General features: G+C 63.9%; 17 protein-coding genes. 9 read left to right on the top strand and 8 right to left on the bottom strand.

Annotated elements, in window-relative coordinates; translation table 11 throughout:
• Nucleotides 1-162 precede the first annotated feature (162 nt).
• Both VT03_RS00540 and VT03_RS00535 read right to left on the bottom strand, forming a co-directional pair.
• Nucleotides 163-1242, bottom strand: coding sequence for a threonine aldolase family protein (locus tag VT03_RS00540; RefSeq protein ID WP_231870568.1), 1080 nt, complete (start codon nt 1240-1242; stop codon nt 163-165).
• Between the two features lie 140 nt (nt 1243-1382).
• Nucleotides 1383-2378 carry a DUF1559 domain-containing protein gene (locus VT03_RS00535; protein ID WP_075091170.1) on the bottom strand — a complete coding sequence of 332 codons (996 nt, stop codon included), beginning with the start codon at nt 2376-2378 and terminating at the stop codon, nt 1383-1385.
• 289 nt (nt 2379-2667) lie between these two features.
• On the opposite strand from VT03_RS00535, the gene VT03_RS00530 reads away from it, so the two are divergent.
• The 7 genes from VT03_RS00530 to VT03_RS00495 all read left to right on the top strand — a co-directional run bounded on the left by VT03_RS00530 (nt 2668) and on the right by VT03_RS00495 (nt 7563).
• Complete coding sequence (locus tag VT03_RS00530) at nt 2668-3546, top strand: endonuclease/exonuclease/phosphatase family protein (RefSeq protein ID WP_075091169.1); 879 nt, start codon at nt 2668-2670, stop codon at nt 3544-3546.
• Nucleotides 3547-3777: 231 nt separating this feature from the next.
• The gene (locus tag VT03_RS00525) at nt 3778-4020 is read left to right on the top strand and encodes a DUF1653 domain-containing protein (RefSeq protein WP_075091168.1); all 243 of its coding nucleotides are present in this window, start codon (nt 3778-3780) and stop codon (nt 4018-4020) included.
• A 320-nt stretch (nt 4021-4340) separates the two neighbouring features.
• The gene (locus VT03_RS00520) at nt 4341-4661 is read left to right on the top strand and encodes a hypothetical protein (protein ID WP_075091167.1); all 321 of its coding nucleotides are present in this window, start codon (nt 4341-4343) and stop codon (nt 4659-4661) included.
• 112 nt (nt 4662-4773) lie between these two features.
• Nucleotides 4774-5061 carry a GIY-YIG nuclease family protein gene (locus VT03_RS00515; protein ID WP_075091166.1) on the top strand — a complete coding sequence of 96 codons (288 nt, stop codon included), beginning with the start codon at nt 4774-4776 and terminating at the stop codon, nt 5059-5061.
• Nucleotides 5062-5220: 159 nt separating this feature from the next.
• Nucleotides 5221-5589 (top strand): ArsR/SmtB family transcription factor, encoded by a 369-nt coding sequence (locus tag VT03_RS00510; protein ID WP_075091165.1) that lies wholly within the window; start codon nt 5221-5223, stop codon nt 5587-5589.
• Between the two features lie 126 nt (nt 5590-5715).
• Nucleotides 5716-6675 (top strand): SRPBCC domain-containing protein, encoded by a 960-nt coding sequence (locus VT03_RS34020; RefSeq protein WP_197489151.1) that lies wholly within the window; start codon nt 5716-5718, stop codon nt 6673-6675.
• A gap of 438 nt (nt 6676-7113) precedes the next feature.
• Nucleotides 7114-7563, top strand: a complete 450-nt coding sequence (locus VT03_RS00495; RefSeq protein WP_075091164.1) for a DUF1579 domain-containing protein — start codon at nt 7114-7116, stop codon at nt 7561-7563.
• Nucleotides 7564-7584: 21 nt separating this feature from the next.
• Here VT03_RS00495 and VT03_RS00490 read toward each other — a convergent pair whose 3' ends face one another.
• From VT03_RS00490 to VT03_RS00480, 3 genes are all read right to left on the bottom strand, one after another.
• Nucleotides 7585-8871 carry an RNA polymerase sigma factor gene (locus VT03_RS00490; RefSeq protein ID WP_075091163.1) on the bottom strand — a complete coding sequence of 429 codons (1287 nt, stop codon included), beginning with the start codon at nt 8869-8871 and terminating at the stop codon, nt 7585-7587.
• A gap of 64 nt (nt 8872-8935) precedes the next feature.
• Nucleotides 8936-9355: a YciI family protein gene (locus tag VT03_RS00485; RefSeq protein WP_075091162.1), complete on the bottom strand. Its 420-nt coding sequence runs from the start codon at nt 9353-9355 to the stop codon at nt 8936-8938.
• Nucleotides 9356-9563: 208 nt separating this feature from the next.
• The gene (locus tag VT03_RS00480; RefSeq protein ID WP_075091161.1) at nt 9564-9983 is read right to left on the bottom strand and encodes a VOC family protein; all 420 of its coding nucleotides are present in this window, start codon (nt 9981-9983) and stop codon (nt 9564-9566) included.
• Between the two features lie 235 nt (nt 9984-10218).
• On the opposite strand from VT03_RS00480, the gene VT03_RS00475 reads away from it, so the two are divergent.
• Nucleotides 10219-10608 carry a YciI family protein gene (locus tag VT03_RS00475; RefSeq protein ID WP_075091160.1) on the top strand — a complete coding sequence of 130 codons (390 nt, stop codon included), beginning with the start codon at nt 10219-10221 and terminating at the stop codon, nt 10606-10608.
• A 66-nt stretch (nt 10609-10674) separates the two neighbouring features.
• Here VT03_RS00475 and VT03_RS00470 read toward each other — a convergent pair whose 3' ends face one another.
• The 3 genes from VT03_RS00470 to VT03_RS34475 form a co-directional block, all read right to left on the bottom strand.
• Nucleotides 10675-11214 (bottom strand): SRPBCC family protein, encoded by a 540-nt coding sequence (locus VT03_RS00470; RefSeq protein ID WP_075096863.1) that lies wholly within the window; start codon nt 11212-11214, stop codon nt 10675-10677.
• A 107-nt stretch (nt 11215-11321) separates the two neighbouring features.
• Nucleotides 11322-11756: a YciI family protein gene (locus VT03_RS00465; RefSeq protein WP_075091159.1), complete on the bottom strand. Its 435-nt coding sequence runs from the start codon at nt 11754-11756 to the stop codon at nt 11322-11324.
• A gap of 225 nt (nt 11757-11981) precedes the next feature.
• A complete protein-coding gene (locus tag VT03_RS34475; protein ID WP_231870567.1) occupies nt 11982-12416 on the bottom strand; it encodes a hypothetical protein in 435 nt (144 codons plus the stop codon).
• Between VT03_RS34475 and VT03_RS00460 the strand changes: the two genes are divergently transcribed.
• Entirely contained in the window at nt 12409-13773 is a 1365-nt protein-coding gene (locus VT03_RS00460; protein ID WP_410000380.1) for an ammonium transporter, read from the top strand. The two genes, VT03_RS34475 and VT03_RS00460, sit on opposite strands and share 8 nt — an antisense overlap.
• The last annotated feature ends 269 nt before the right edge of the window (nt 13774-14042 follow it).

The following is a 14042-nucleotide window of genomic DNA, read 5'->3' as shown; positions in this document are numbered from 1 at the left end:
CAATCCCCGCGGGTTGGTGGGGGGGCATACGACACGTTGTCCGCGCCTGGATACGCACTCCTTCAGACATCTTCCGACGAGCCAAGCCTCCGGCGGGCAAGGGGCGTTGCCCCCTTGCATCCCCCACCAGGGTGCCCCTGGACCCGGTATGGGCTGGCTGGCTCAGTAGGGGCCGGCGACCTTGGCTCCCACTCCCCCCTTCCGAGGATGCGACACGAGATCCACCACAATCTCCGCCGCCCGACGCACCTGCTCCCGATTCACGTCCAGATGCGTACACGCCCGCAACCGCTGCTTCGCAATCCCATTGATCTTCACTCCCCGCTCCCGGAGAGCCGTCGAAAGATCCGCCGCCGTCCCCCACTCCGGAGCCACTTCAAAGAACACCAGGTTCGTCTCCACCTTCGCCGCCTCACAGCGGATCACCGGAGACCGGCTGACGATCTCCGCAAACACCCGCGCATTGTCATGGTCTTCCTTCAGCCGCTCGACATGATGGTCGAGGGCATAGACCGCCGCCGCCGCCACGATCCCCGCCTGCCTCAGCGCCCCGCCAAAGATCTTCCGAGCCCGCCGGGCCTGAGCAATCACCTCCGCCGAACCGACGAGCATCGACCCCATCGGACAGCCCAGCCCCTTCGAAAAGCAGATCGAAACGCTGTCGATCCCCTCCGCCATTTCCCGCGGTGAATATCCCCGCGCAACACAGGCGTTGAACATCCGCGCCCCATCCATATGGAGCCGCATCTTGTGGGCCCGCGTCCATTCCCCGATCCGCCGGAGCTGGTCCAGGGAATAGGTCGCCCCCCCGCCGATGTTGGCGGAGTTCTCCACGCAGACGAGCCGCGTCGGCGTGAAGTGCTGGTTCGGAGCCCGGAGCATCGCCTCGAGCTGCGGAACGTCGATCCGCCCCATGTCGCCCGGAATCCGCCGGATGCTCACACCGCTGAGGACCGCCGGCGCTCCCGCCTCGTAGTTTGCAATGTGCCCGGTCTCCTCGATCAGGAGCTCTTCACCGCGCTGGCAATGGGCCCAGACCCCCATCTGGTTCGACTGCGTCCCCGAACAGGCAAAGACCGCCCCCTCCTTGCCGAGCATCTCCGCCATGCGGGCTTCCAGGCGGTTGACCGTCGGATCCTCGCCGCTCATGTCGTCGCCGCACTCCGCCTCCGCCATCGCCTTTCGCATCCCGGCGGTCGGCTGGGTAAAGGTGTCGCTGCGGAGCTCGATCACGTCGGGCATGGCCATCGTCGCCGGGGTCTTTGGACAAAGTCACCACGCGGTTCGCGGGGTGATCATCATCACTGTGGCCAATGCCCGCGCAAGAAAAAAGGGTCGATCCGGAGATCGACCCTCGCAGGATTCCGCGACTGGCGGGAGGCTCAGTTCGCGTAGATCGTCTGGGCCAGGACTTCCGAGCCGTTGCGGGTGCACATCGCCCGGAACGTCGTCGTGTCGCAGTTCTTGGCGACCGACTGCACCGAGCCGTCCGCCAGGGCAAAGTTCACGACCCCTTCGTGGAAGCTGCCGAAGTTGAAGAAGTTCACCTGGTCCATCGTCGAGGCAATCGGCGGGCAGCTCATCATGTTGTTGCTGTTCATCGACTGCGCGTTGGCCGGGGCCTGCCAGTGGGCGTCAAAATTGGGCTGATCGTCCCGCGCCCGGGCGCAGCACGAATACTGGTCCGCCCAGAACCCGAAGAGCGTCTCGCCGAACAGGAACGTGTTCGTCGTGCCGTCGGTCACGTCCCGCTGGTTGATGTGGCTGTTGTCGAAGAACATCCCGTTGTTCAGCGGGGCGTTCGGATCGTTCTGGGACCACCAGCCGAAGTTGCCACGGTAGCTCAGGAAGCCCAGGTTCTGCGGCCGGGCCGACGGGAGCGCCGCGCTCGGACAGGTGAAGGATGCGATCGGGGCGGCCCGGAACAGCGGCCAGTTGTTCATTTCCGTAATCTGCTCCGCGAAGTTGATGCGGAGCGTCGTCTGGTCCATCTGCGGCAGGATGAGCGACGGCCAGGAATAGTAGGGCTTCATCGCCCAGCCGCGGATCAGCAGCGGAGGCTGGTTCAGCGGGCGGGGAACGGTCATCGGCTGCGTAAAATTGCCGAGGTCGAGATCGCAGAGGATCTCCGTCCCTTCCAGCCAGCCCGACGGGAAGACGAAGTGGGCGCTCTCGTAGTTCATCGCCGCCAAGGCGAGCTGCTTCATATTGCTGATGCACTGGCTCCGGCGGGCGGCTTCACGAGCCCGCTGAATCGCCGGCAGCAGCATGGCGGCCAAGATGGCGATAATGGCGATGACGACAAGCAGTTCGATCAGAGTAAAACCGCGGCGATAGCCCGCCGAAGGGACAACCCGAGCCGCACGAAGCGCGTGCATAGAGACCTCCTGAGTCAGAAGCGGACCTACCGCGTGTACAGATGCTAACACTGGCCAACAGGTGATGCAATTCGTGTGTTTCCACGGGCCCCGGCTCACCCCATCGTCTCCGCGTCGGGCCCTGGAGACGACATACGGAGGAATCGTAGACCGTCAACAAACTCATTCAGGCGATTCACTCGCTCTTCAGTTCCTCCGTGTCGCTCGTTCCCACGGCAAGCGCCCGGCCCGCTGCGTTGTGGCGGTCACCTTCCCGGGGTTGTTAACTTCACGGCGAGGAGAAGTCACGATGATCCGAAAGCTCGAATCCGTGCGGCGAAGCTCATGGTTGGTGGCGGCCCTCGTCGTGCTGGCTGGCGCGGCGATCCGGCCCGCCGCCGGGGACGAGAAGCCGGGGACGTTTCGAGTCGTCGCCTACAACGTCTATGAGTGCACCGGCTGGCCCAAGGATCGAACCCAGGGGCACGTCGCCACAGCTAAAGGGCAGATGCCGGCGCGGTTCGCCCAGGAACTCGAGCTTCACGAACCCGACCTGATCAACTTCTCGGAATCCCCCCGGGAAGAGGTCGTGGCCGACATCGCGCGGCGGCTCAAGATGAACTACGTCTTCCTCCCCAGCGGTGGAAAGTGGCCCGGAGCGATCCTGACCCGCTATCAGATCGTCGCCTCGCGGAAAGCGACGGAGCTGGCCCCCACCGCCGACAAGGCTCTGTTCACGCGACACTGGGGGATGGCCGAACTCCACCGTCCGGACGGGAAACGCATCATCGTCCATTCCGCGCACCTGCATCCCTCGGACGCCGCCCTCCGCCAGCGCGAAGTGGCCGTGATGCTGGAGGTCATGAAGCCCGACCTCGCCGCCGAGCGGGAGATGATCCTGATGGGGGACCTGAACCATGAGCCGACGCGGCCCGAGTACCGGCAGTGGATCCAGGGGGGCTGGACCGATGGATTCCAGGCGACGGATGAACGTCCCGGCGTCACCTTCATGGCGGACGACCTGAAGCGACGGATCGACTACGTGTTCGCGGTCGGCCCGCTCGCGAAGTCAGTGATCGAGTCCCGGCCCCTCTTCGAAGGGGAGTTCCGCCTGAACACGAGCGACCCCGCCGACTTCGCGCTCAGCGACCACCTGCCGCAGCTCTGCGTCTTCCGGCTCGATCCGTGACGCGGTGTTGAGCCACAGAGGCACGGAGGACGCAGGGGAGGCAGAGAAGGGGGTCACAGATGAACACAGATCGACACAGATAACGCCTGCGACGCATGTCGCCCATCCTGCCCTCCCCGTCGTTCCTCCGTGCTCTCTGCGCCTCTGTGTTTTTAAGTTTCGAAGGCCTTTGAAACCCCGCGAAGTCGGCCGAGTTGAGTCCCGTATCCCGTCCCTTGGAAAGCCGTCCCTATGTCCTCCGAGAATCCGATCGACACGATCCCGCTGGGGCGGTATCGGCACTACAAAGGGAACGAGTACACGGTCCTCGGCGTCGCCCGCCACAGCGAGACGTTGGAGCCGCTCGTCGTCTACCGGCCCGAATACGGCGACCGCGGCCTTTGGGTCCGCCCGCTGGCGATGTTCCGCGAGACGGTGACGATTGACGGCCGACCGGTCCCGCGGTTTCAGCTTCTGTCGCAAACAGAGCCTTGAACAACGACTAGACGATTTCGCCGAACCCGACGAACTGGTTCTGACGGGGAATGAAGCCGTGCCGGACGAACTCTCACTTCTCGCTCGTCGACGCATTCGGTTTCTCGCCTGGCTTGTCGTCGGCCTTGGCTTGGTGCTTCTCGCCGGCCCGGGAACAAACAGCAATGGTGGGGGCGCGACCATATGGTGGGCCTGGGCGGGAGTGTCCAGCTTTACTCTGGGGGGCCTTGTTCTGTGGGCGGCCCGGTAGGCGAGGGAACCTTTCTCCATGAGGCAGGTAACCGATCGGTCCGCACGACAATGGAGGATGAGGTCATCGTATGCGTACTGAAATCGAGTCCTTTTTGTTCGGAGCGGGCAAAGAGCATGCTTTGGTAGAGATCTGTTTCTCCGAGAAACGCCTCGCCCTCGCTGTGGCACCATGGGAACGAATCAATGACAGAGTGAACGTGAGCTTCTCACAAGCCCGGATCACCTGTGTCGATACCTATGCCGACAATACTGACGACCTGAACCTTCCGTGGGATATTATTGCGTTTGATTGCCGTCCACTGTCCCACGAAGCTTGGGAGTTCGTCTTGCACTGCGATGCGATCGAATGGGTTTTTGAAGCGCACTGGCCCGAGCGAATCGGCCGGTGAACGGCTACTGTCGTCCGACCCGGACGGGGTTTCGTTGACTTCAAGGCGTGAATAGACTCGTAGCGAGCTCCCCGCCCGGAGCGTCCCAGAGTTGTCGGGAAGGATCCCACCGATGTCCGCGACCATTGAACGATCGCCGCCGACAGGCTGGGTGGTGTACATCGTCCGTTGTGCCGACGACTCGCTCTACACCGGGATCACGACCGACCTGACCCGCCGCATGGAGCAGCACAATTCGGGAAAAGGGGCTCGCTACACCCGCAGTCGCTCACCCGTCGCTGTCGTCTACCAGGAGGCTGTCCTGACAGTCGGTGATGCCCTCCGTAGAGAGCGGGCCATCAAGGCACTTCCCCGAACGGGGAAGGAACAGCTCGTCCGAGCGGCTCGCCGCTCCGCATGACGCTCGTCGGCCCTGTCGGCGGAAAAATTTGGCCCCCTGAAGAGCCGTCTCTGACGGGACTTCCGTCGAAACTACTTCCGCTCGTCCTGGAAAATCGTTGACGGGCTCAATTGCCATGTGTATTTTTCCGATCAGTTAATTAACCAATGGGTTAAACGTATGGTGGCGGACGCACTCAGCACGACATTCGCGGCGCTCGCCGATCCGACGCGGCGGGCGATCCTGTCGCGGCTTTCCTCAGGCGAGGCTTCGGTCACGGAGCTTGCGCAGCCGTTCTCGATGAGCCTGCCTGCCATCTCGAAGCATCTGAAGGTGCTGGAGCGGGCGGGGCTGATCGAGCGGGGGCGGGAGGCCCAGTGGCGGCCCTGCCGGCTTCAGGTCCGGCCGCTGAAGCAGGCGTCCGACTGGATCGACCAGTACCGCCAGTTTTGGGAGGAGCGGCTCGACCGGCTGGAGGAATACCTCCGCCATTTCGCGCCGGACGAGCCCGCCGGCGGCGAAGAAGCCGGTTCGTCACCACCCACGTAGGCGGACGGAGTCCGAACGTGGGATCCGCTGCCGTAGCCGATCGGGAAGGAGGGATCCGGACGATCGCGATTCGTTTTCTCGCAATGGTCTTCCTCCCTCCACACCTTCGTTCGATTGAGGTTTCCCATGTCCGCCGACACACCCGCCACCGGTCCGGGGACGGAGATCGTCGTCCGCCGTTCCTATCCGTTTCCTGCGGAGCGGGTTTATGACGCGTGGCTCGATCCCGTCTCCCTGGGACAGTGGCTCTTCGCGACCCCGGCCGGCGTCATGAAACGCGTCGAGGTCGATCCGCGTGTCGGCGGGGAGTTCGTCGTCGCCGAGCAGCGGGGCGAAATCCTCGCCGAACACTTCGGCCGCTATCTCGAGCTCGACCGGCCGCGACGAATTGTGTTCGAGTTCACGACGGATCGATCGACTCCCGCCTCGCCGGTGGAGATCACGATTGTCCCCCGGAGTGGGGGCTGCGAACTGACCCTGAGGCATGTACTCGACCCGCAGTGGCTCAGCTACGTCGAAAAGGTGCGCGGCGGCTGGACGACGATTCTCGAGAGCCTGGAGAAGACGCTTGTCGCCCCCGCCGATGTCCCTTCGGGCAGTTCCGCGGCGTCGGGCGAGGTCCATATCGTCCGGACGATCGACGCGCCGCGGGAGCTTGTCTTCGCCGCCTGGACGAATCCGTCGCAGCTCGCCAACTGGTTCGCCCCCCGCGGCTGTTCGATTGAGTTCCGGCGTCTCGAAATCGTTCCTGGGGGGACGTTCCATTCCTGCATTCACACGCCGGACGGCCACCAGTGCTGGTGCATTGGCGAGTACCGGGAAGTCGCGGCTCCGGAGCGGCTGGTCTTCACGATGAAGGTGGCGGATGCGGAGGGGAACTTCGTCTCGCCGACCGACGCCGGCATGGATCCGGAGTGGCCGGCAGAAACCGTCGTGACGGTCCGGTTCGAGGCGGACGGGCGGCGGACGCGGCTGACGCTGGATCAGAGCGTCTCCGAGGCACTGGCGAAGCGGACGGGGGCGTATCCGAGCTGGCTCCAGATGCTCGACGTGATGGAAGAGCAGCTGCCGTCAGGGGCAGGTTGATCTCAGGAGCGCAGTCGCCCCAGAAAAACGCATCGTCCGACATGTAATCCACACCCGGGTCCAGGGGGCACCCCTGGTGGGGGATGCAAGGGGGCAACGCGCTCTTGCCCGCCGGAGGCCTGGCCGTCGAGAGATCTCTGAAGGCGAGCGTATCCAAGCGAGGACGACGTGTCGTATGCCCCCCTCACCAACCCGCGGGGCTTCCAGAGCGAGCGGTGAGTCCTCAACGCCGGTTCCACAAAGGGACGTCCGTTGTGTACCACGGTTCCTCATGGAAGTGCCTCCGGCGGCAAGGGGGCGTGGCCCCCTTGACCCCAGGCTGCCGTCGCACGTTGGGTTTGAGCTATCGGGCTGTGCCGGCAAGAACGTAGTTCGAACAAGCCACTCCACCGGGTACCATCCAATCCATACGCGCCACCTCAGGGAGCCTTCCGCGACATGATGAGTCAACCGACACCGGAACACGCCTGGCTGCAGCAACTCGTCGGCGAGTGGACCTACGAAATGGTGGGGGAACCGTTCACCGGAACGGAGTCCATCCGCGCCATCGGCGACTTCTGGATCCAGTGCGAAGGAAAGGGAACCGGGCCGGACGGGACTCCCGCCACAATGATGCTCACCCTCGGCTATGACCCGAAGAAGGGGAAGTACGTCGGCACCTGGATGGGCTCGATGATGGACTACCTCTGGGTCTACGAGGGGACGCGCGAAGGAAATGTCCTGACGCTTCGCACCACCGGTCCGAACTTCGGCAAGGAAGGGGCGATGGCCAATTTCCGGGAAGTGCTGGAGTGGAAGGGCCCGGCGGAACGGACCTTTACATCTCACATGGAAGAGGCGGACGGGACGTGGAAGCAGATCATGTCGATGACGTATCGGAGAGCGTGATCGCTTGCGGCGCCCGTTGAATCACCGGACGGAACGATCCTGCGGAGCCGCGTCGCACTCGGCGGCCCGGCGCCGCAGAAACGTCTGCTCCCGACTGTTGCGGGTCAGTGAGGCCGCCCGCTCGAATTCCTCGCGGGCCTCGCCGAAGCGGCCGAGCTTGAAGAGAAAGTCCCCGCGGACGCTCGGGAGCAGGTGGTACCGTCGAAGGACAGGTTCCTCCGCGATCCGGTCGATGATCTCCAGCCCCGCCGCCGGACCGTCGGCCATCGCGACCGCGACCGCCCGGTTGAGCTCGATCACCGGCGAGGGCCGGACCCGTCCGAGCTCACGGTAGAGTCCGGCGATCCGGTTCCAGTCGGTCGCCTCCGCGGTCCGGGCCCGGGCATGGCAGGCGGCGATGGCGGCCTGCAAAGTGTAGGAGCCCCTCCCGCCGCCAAGGCGTTCCGCCCTGTCCAGCGCCGCCAGTCCGCGGCGGATCAGGAGCTGGTCCCAGAGCGATCGGTTCTGGTCCAGGAGCAGGATCGGCTCGCCGTCCGGCCCGGTCCGGGCTCGCGCTCGCGAGGCCTGGATCTCAAGTAGCGCGGTGAGCCCGTGGACTTCCGGCTCCCCGGACGCCAGCCCGACCAGGATCCGCCCCAGCCGCAGCGCCTCGTCGCAGAGGGCCGGACGCATCCAGTCGTCCCCCGCGGTCGCCGTGTAGCCCTCGTTAAAGATCAGGTAGATCACTTCCAGGACGGAGTCGAGCCGCTCTCCCAGCTCCGACTTGACCGGGACTTCGAACGGCACCCGTTCCTCGTTGAGCGTCCGCTTGGCCCGGACGATCCGCTGGGCGATCGTCGGTTCCGGGACGAGAAACGCCCGAGCGATCTCTTCGGTCGTGAGCCCCCCCAGAAGGCGCAGCGTGAGGGCGACCCGTGCCTCGGTCGACAGCACCGGATGGCAGGCGGTGAAGATCAGCCGCAGCAGATCGTCCCCCACGTCATCGTCGAGCGCCGCATCGAGATCCGGCATGGCGTGCTCCTGGTCCGCCTCGACCTGCCGACCGATTTCCTCATGCTTATCGCGGATCCGCCGCTGCCGGCGGATCTCGTCGATCGCCCGGTTCTTCCCGGCGGCGACGAGCCAGGCCCCCGGATTCGCGGGAATCCCGGAACCGGGCCACTGCTGAAGGGCCGCCACCAAGGCGTCCTGCGCCAGTTCTTCGGCCAGGCCGACGTCGCGGACCACCCGGGCTATGCCGGCAATGACCCGCGCGGACTCCATCCGCCAGACGGTTTCGATCGTTCGGTGCAGTTCGGTCTCCGGCATGGAGACCGATCACAGCAGGATTGTTTCTCTCTGGCAAGCGGCGAAGCGAGTCGGCGGCGTCTCCTCACTTCGACGGGCTGCCCCCCTGCATCTCCTGAAATCCGGCGGCCGCCTTCTGGACGTCCTCAGGGAAATCCTCCATCTCCTGGACCTGGCGGATCTCGATGACTTCGTTCGCCGAACCGGGGCAGCGGCGGGCCCACTCGATCGCCTCCTCCTTGGAGTTGACCCGGATCATCCAGTATCCGCCGAGGCACTCCTTCGACTCGATGAAGGGGCCATCGATGACCCGGGCCGTGCCGGTCTCGAACGTGACCCGCGCCCCGGCCGATGGGGGATGCAGGCCGTCGAGGGTGATGAGCACACCCGCCTGCTGCAGCGCTTCGTTGTACTTCATCATTGCCGCGACCGCTTCGGCCGAGGGCATCGTGCCGGGAGTGGCGGACTCATACCCCTTGGGGATCATCAGCATCATGAAACGCATAGCGAGCCTCATTCAAACGCGTGGGGGAAGGGAACCGTTCCGGAAAGAGCGAGCACCGGCGCACTTCGCAGACCAAAGCCGGCAGCGATCATCGTCAGAGCCGACGTCGAGCAGAGACGTCGGCAAAAGCGGAGAAGCAACCAGGGAGGCAAGGACCGCGGAGGAAGGGCGATGGTCTTCCTCCGCGTCACAGACCGCGGGGGCCGCGTCAGGTTGCCGGCGTCGCCATGATCATCCAGTGAACGCCGAACTTGTCCGCCACCATGCCGAAGGCGGGGGAGAAGAAGGTCTTGTTCATCGGCATCTGGACGTTGCCTCCGTCGCTGAGGGAGGCGAAGACCTTCTGAGCTTCCGCTTCGGTATCGACCGACAGCGCGAGCGACATCCCTTCGAACTTCGCATCACCGCCGCACATCCCGTCGGAGGCCATCACGAGCGATTTCCCGACGTGAAAGCTCATGTGCATGATCTTCTCTTCATAGCCGGGCGGGAGCATTCCCGGCGGATGCTTCTCCGGGCTCTCCTTGTACTTCATCTTCATCTCGAGCTTGGCACCGACGGCCTTTTCGTAGAACTGAAACGCCTCTTCACAACGCCCATCAAAGAAGACGTAAGGTTGAACGACCATGGCAGAATCTCCTGAAGTTCCGGCTGTGGTGAGAGTTGCTGTTCTCGCTGCCGCCCGGTGCGGCAGCTCTTCTGGGAATGCGTCGCACGAGCCGGGCCCGAATCGACGCTCCTTTCGGAAAGTTTCCCGAGTTTTTGGAAGTTGCCGTGAAGGGGGCAGGGGACCGGGTTGCGGGCTCCCCGGCCTCATCGGAAACTGACGTCCCCGTCCCGCGTTCCTCGAACGGACTGAATCGATGGCCTCCGCCTACATGCTGATCTTCCGCGACACGACTCCGGCTGTATACGAGGCGATGACCTCCGACCAGAAGGACGCGGCCCTCCGGGACTGGAACGCCTGGCACGACGACCTGGCCGCCGAGGGGCGCTTTCAGCACGGCCATCCGCTCGATGGCGAAGGCCGGGTCGTTTCCGGCGCTCGCGGAGAAACAATCGTCGACGGCCCGTTCGTTGAGGCCAAGGAGGCGATCGGCGGGTACTTCCTGATCACGGCCGAGAGCCTCGACGAGGCGACCGCCTTCGCCAGAAAGTGCCCCAACCTCAAGAACGGAATGGTGGTCGAGGTCCGCCCCGTGCGCGGCAGTTGTCATCTGGCCCAGGCCCTCGGCCGAGAGACGATGCGGTAAACCGCCAGGCCTCTTTCGCGACGCGATCAGGCCGGCAGCCGGTGGACGCCGCCGGCCGGCCGCGGGTTACTTGGAGCCTTCGAGGAGCGTCTTGAGGTTCTGCAGCCCTTCTTCCTGCTGGCTGCCGACCATCCGCTCCATGCTGATGAACGTCTGGATCAGCTTCCCGAAGTAGGTGTTCGGACCGCGCATCATCCAGGTGACGTTCGTTGAGTCGCCCGCCGGCTCGAGCGTGAAGGCGATTTCGTTGTGGCAGGTCATGGGCCGCGACATCCGGAAGTCGATTCCGACCCCCTTCGGAGAGGCCTCCACGATCTCCATCCGTCCCGCCCCGATGTTGTTGTCTCCGTCCCATTCATAAACGGCCCCCCGGCCCGCCTGCGCCCCGGAGTAGGTCCGCTTCATGTCCGGATCGACTTTCTCGTAGGGGGACCATTGGCCCCAGGTCTGAAAGTCCTCGATGACCGCCGCGATCTTTTCCGGCGGGGCCTTGATGGCCGCCGTCCGCCGGACCTCGAAGATGTCCGGCTTCGTAGCGGCCAGGACGAGTGTCGTGACGAGCAGAACGGCAATCACTGCCGCGACAATCAACAGGATCTTGAGCATGACTGACTCCTGAGCGACGTTGAGGTCGAGAGGAAAGGGAAAGGACGTTCCGCCGCGTTCGAGGCAACAGCCCCGGTCCGGCCGCGGCTCTGGTTTCAACCGTTCCGCTACTTCTTCTGCTGCTGAGCGGTGATCTCCGTGCGGAGGCGGTCCTCTTGGTCGCGGAGCTCGGGGGACATCGCTTCGCCGAAGTCTTCCATCTCGAAGACCGGGCGGATCTCGACCTCCGACGTTCCCTCCATCGGGTTGGGGCACCGCTTGAGCCACTCGATCGCTTCCGCCATCGAGCGGACCTGCCAGAGCCAGAATCCGGCGATCAGCTCCTTGGTCTCTGCGAACGGCCCGTCGATCACGGTTCGTTCCTTTCCGGAGAACCGGACGCGGGCCCCCTTCGAGCTGGGGTGCAGGCCTTCGCCTGCGAGCATCACGCCCGCCTTGACGAGTTCCTCGTTGAACTGCCCCATCTGGGTCAGCAGCTCGGTGTTCGGCATGACGCCCGCTTCGCTGTCCTTGTCCGCCTTGATGATGACCATAACTCGCATGTCCGAAGCTCCGATCGAATGACTGTTGAGGTGGTTCGCCGCTGATGTTTGCCGGCGTTGTCACCAGAGCGTCGCTCGGCTCGGCGGGAAATCGACACGATCTCCCGCAGAAAATGTTGAGTTGGACGTAACGTCCATTTTCAGCGTGCGATGTGGCTGGTTTGCCGGGACCTGCGGCCACCTGATCGACCTTCCCCCGCGCGTCAGGAAAAATCTCCGGCAACGTCAGGTGATTGCTGCAGACCCAAGCGACTTGTGCCCGGTTTGTGAGCGGTCGGTCGTGTCGCCGTTGGGCCAGAAAGCACGAGGCTTTAGAAAAACCTTGAATTCCGCGCAAATTTCAAACGAACGCAATTTGGCATGCGGAATGTTATGACGGGTTTTACCTGACTTGATGTCCGGCGGCTTGGAGCCAATGGCTTTTCTCGTTTCGCAAGCTTCCTGAGCGGTGCAGTGGGAGGCTGTCGCTGCTTTTGTTTTGGCATCCTGTCTGAAAACAGTGGGGTAAGAATCGATGTGGAGATCGTGCGCGCTCGCTCTATGTACCGTATTCCTTTGGTCGTTAGCGGCCAGTTCGGGGCTGGCCCAGGAGACGCCGCCGGCGGACCCCCTGGCCTCTCTGACTTCGAATTCGTCGTCTCTCCGCATCGGCATGGACACGATGTGGGTTCTTATCGCCGGCATGCTCGTGTTCTGGATGAACGCCGGATTCGCTCTCGTGGAGAGCGGTCTGTGCCAGGCGAAGAACTGCACGAACATCCTCGCCAAGAATTTCATCGTCTTCGCCGCGTCCGCCCTCTCGTTCTGGGTGATCGGCTGGGGCCTGATGTTCGGCGATGGAACCCCGTACTACGGCCAGCAGGGGCTGTTCTTTGCCGCGGGTGAAGACAACTCGCCGGCTCTCGGTTCCGCCTACGCGGCGATGAACCCGTTCTCGACCGAGGAGTACAAGGGCGTTTACGGCGCGATCAACTGGACCCCGGTCCCGTTCTGGGCCAAGTTCTTCTTCCAGACCGTGTTCGCCGGGACTGCCGCCACGATCGTGTCCGGGGCGGTGGCCGAGCGAATCAAGTTCATGGCGTTTCTGATTTTCAGCTTCATCCTCGTCGCCTTCGTCTACCCGATCAGCGGTCACTGGATCTGGGGGGGCGGGTTCCTGGGAGCGAACAACTTCCGCGACTTCGCCGGCTGCACGGTGGTTCACTCCGTGGGAGGCTGGGCGGCCCTGGCCGGGATCTTGGTCCTGGGGCCCCGCATCGGCAAGTACGCGAAGGATGGCAAGGTCATTCCGATTCCTGGTCACAGCCTGACGTCGGCTTCACTCGGCGTGTTCATCCTGTGGCTCGGCTGGTTCGGATTCAATCCGGGCTCGACGATGTCGGTCGGCGACGGCAAGGCGATCAGCCATGTCCTCGTCGCAACCAATATGGGTGCCTGCACGGGGTCTCTCGCCGCTCTGGTGGTGGCCTGGGTCCTTCTCGGCAAACCGGACCTCAGCATGATCCTCAACGGGTGCCTCGCTGGCCTTGTGGCCGTGACTGCTCCGTGTGCCTTCATCACCATCCAGTCGGCGGCAATCGTCGGTGCGATCGGCGGTGCGCTGGCGGTCGTAGGTGTGCTGTTCTTCGACAAGTTGAAGATTGACGACCCGGTGGGGGCTCTGTCGGTGCACCTGCTCAACGGTGTCTTTGGAACGCTGGCCGTCGCCCTGTTCTACAACTACGACATCGCCTCCACGATCGCGGCCCTTCCGCCGGTCGATTCGTCCGGGGCCGTGATCCCCGCCGACAAGTGGACGATGATGGATCAGCTCATGGTTCAGCTCAAGGGGATCGGGGCGGTCGGCGTCTGGTCGTTCGCCACCTCGCTGGTCATCTTCCTGGTCCTCAAGATCACGATGGGAATCCGGGTCACCTCGGAAGAGGAATTCGAAGGTCTCGATGTCGGCGAACACGGCAACGAGTGCTACCCGAACTTCCTGGCCAAGCCGCTGATCCACACGGCTTCCCACGGCTGAAAGACAAGTGTTCTCTCCCTGGCGACTGGAGTTGGGAACTCCGGTGTTGGTAAGTGCATGACGCACTGAGGATTGGCCCAGTCTCTCGAGGTCCGTGCGACCACCTCGGGAGACTGGGACCTCTCCTGAAAGCCTTCCCCGGAAGTCGCAGTCAAAGGATCAAGACACCGTTCGAATCGCAGCCCGCTGAGTGGTATCGAAAGCGTGGCGGACTCGGATCTCAAATCTCTCCCTGGCGACCGGCGTTTGGAACTCCCCGGTGTTGGTAA

The sequence above is a fragment of the Planctomyces sp. SH-PL14 genome (genome assembly GCF_001610835.1).
Classification (GTDB): Bacteria; Planctomycetota; Planctomycetia; order Planctomycetales; family Planctomycetaceae; genus Planctomyces_A.
The sequence above is the reverse complement of the archived record's forward strand: the minus strand, read 5'-3'. Positions and strand labels throughout refer to the sequence as shown.

What these genes read in the sequence shown, in the direction of transcription:
- VT03_RS00540 (WP_231870568.1), bottom strand. Translation starts at nt 1,242, where the DNA reads ATGCCCGACGTGATCGAGCTCCGCAGCGACACCTTTACCCAGCCGACC.
- VT03_RS00535 (WP_075091170.1), bottom strand. Translation starts at nt 2,378, where the DNA reads ATGCACGCGCTTCGTGCGGCTCGGGTTGTCCCTTCGGCGGGCTATCGC.
- VT03_RS00530 (WP_075091169.1), top strand. Translation starts at nt 2,668, where the DNA reads ATGATCCGAAAGCTCGAATCCGTGCGGCGAAGCTCATGGTTGGTGGCG.
- VT03_RS00525 (WP_075091168.1), top strand. Translation starts at nt 3,778, where the DNA reads ATGTCCTCCGAGAATCCGATCGACACGATCCCGCTGGGGCGGTATCGG.
- VT03_RS00520 (WP_075091167.1), top strand. Translation starts at nt 4,341, where the DNA reads ATGCGTACTGAAATCGAGTCCTTTTTGTTCGGAGCGGGCAAAGAGCAT.
- VT03_RS00515 (WP_075091166.1), top strand. Translation starts at nt 4,774, where the DNA reads ATGTCCGCGACCATTGAACGATCGCCGCCGACAGGCTGGGTGGTGTAC.
- VT03_RS00510 (WP_075091165.1), top strand. Translation starts at nt 5,221, where the DNA reads ATGGTGGCGGACGCACTCAGCACGACATTCGCGGCGCTCGCCGATCCG.
- VT03_RS34020 (WP_197489151.1), top strand. Translation starts at nt 5,716, where the DNA reads ATGTCCGCCGACACACCCGCCACCGGTCCGGGGACGGAGATCGTCGTC.
- VT03_RS00495 (WP_075091164.1), top strand. Translation starts at nt 7,114, where the DNA reads ATGATGAGTCAACCGACACCGGAACACGCCTGGCTGCAGCAACTCGTC.
- VT03_RS00490 (WP_075091163.1), bottom strand. Translation starts at nt 8,871, where the DNA reads ATGCCGGAGACCGAACTGCACCGAACGATCGAAACCGTCTGGCGGATG.
- VT03_RS00485 (WP_075091162.1), bottom strand. Translation starts at nt 9,355, where the DNA reads ATGCGTTTCATGATGCTGATGATCCCCAAGGGGTATGAGTCCGCCACT.
- VT03_RS00480 (WP_075091161.1), bottom strand. Translation starts at nt 9,983, where the DNA reads ATGGTCGTTCAACCTTACGTCTTCTTTGATGGGCGTTGTGAAGAGGCG.
- VT03_RS00475 (WP_075091160.1), top strand. Translation starts at nt 10,219, where the DNA reads ATGGCCTCCGCCTACATGCTGATCTTCCGCGACACGACTCCGGCTGTA.
- VT03_RS00470 (WP_075096863.1), bottom strand. Translation starts at nt 11,214, where the DNA reads ATGCTCAAGATCCTGTTGATTGTCGCGGCAGTGATTGCCGTTCTGCTC.
- VT03_RS00465 (WP_075091159.1), bottom strand. Translation starts at nt 11,756, where the DNA reads ATGCGAGTTATGGTCATCATCAAGGCGGACAAGGACAGCGAAGCGGGC.
- VT03_RS00460 (WP_410000380.1), top strand. Translation starts at nt 12,409, where the DNA reads ATGGACACGATGTGGGTTCTTATCGCCGGCATGCTCGTGTTCTGGATG.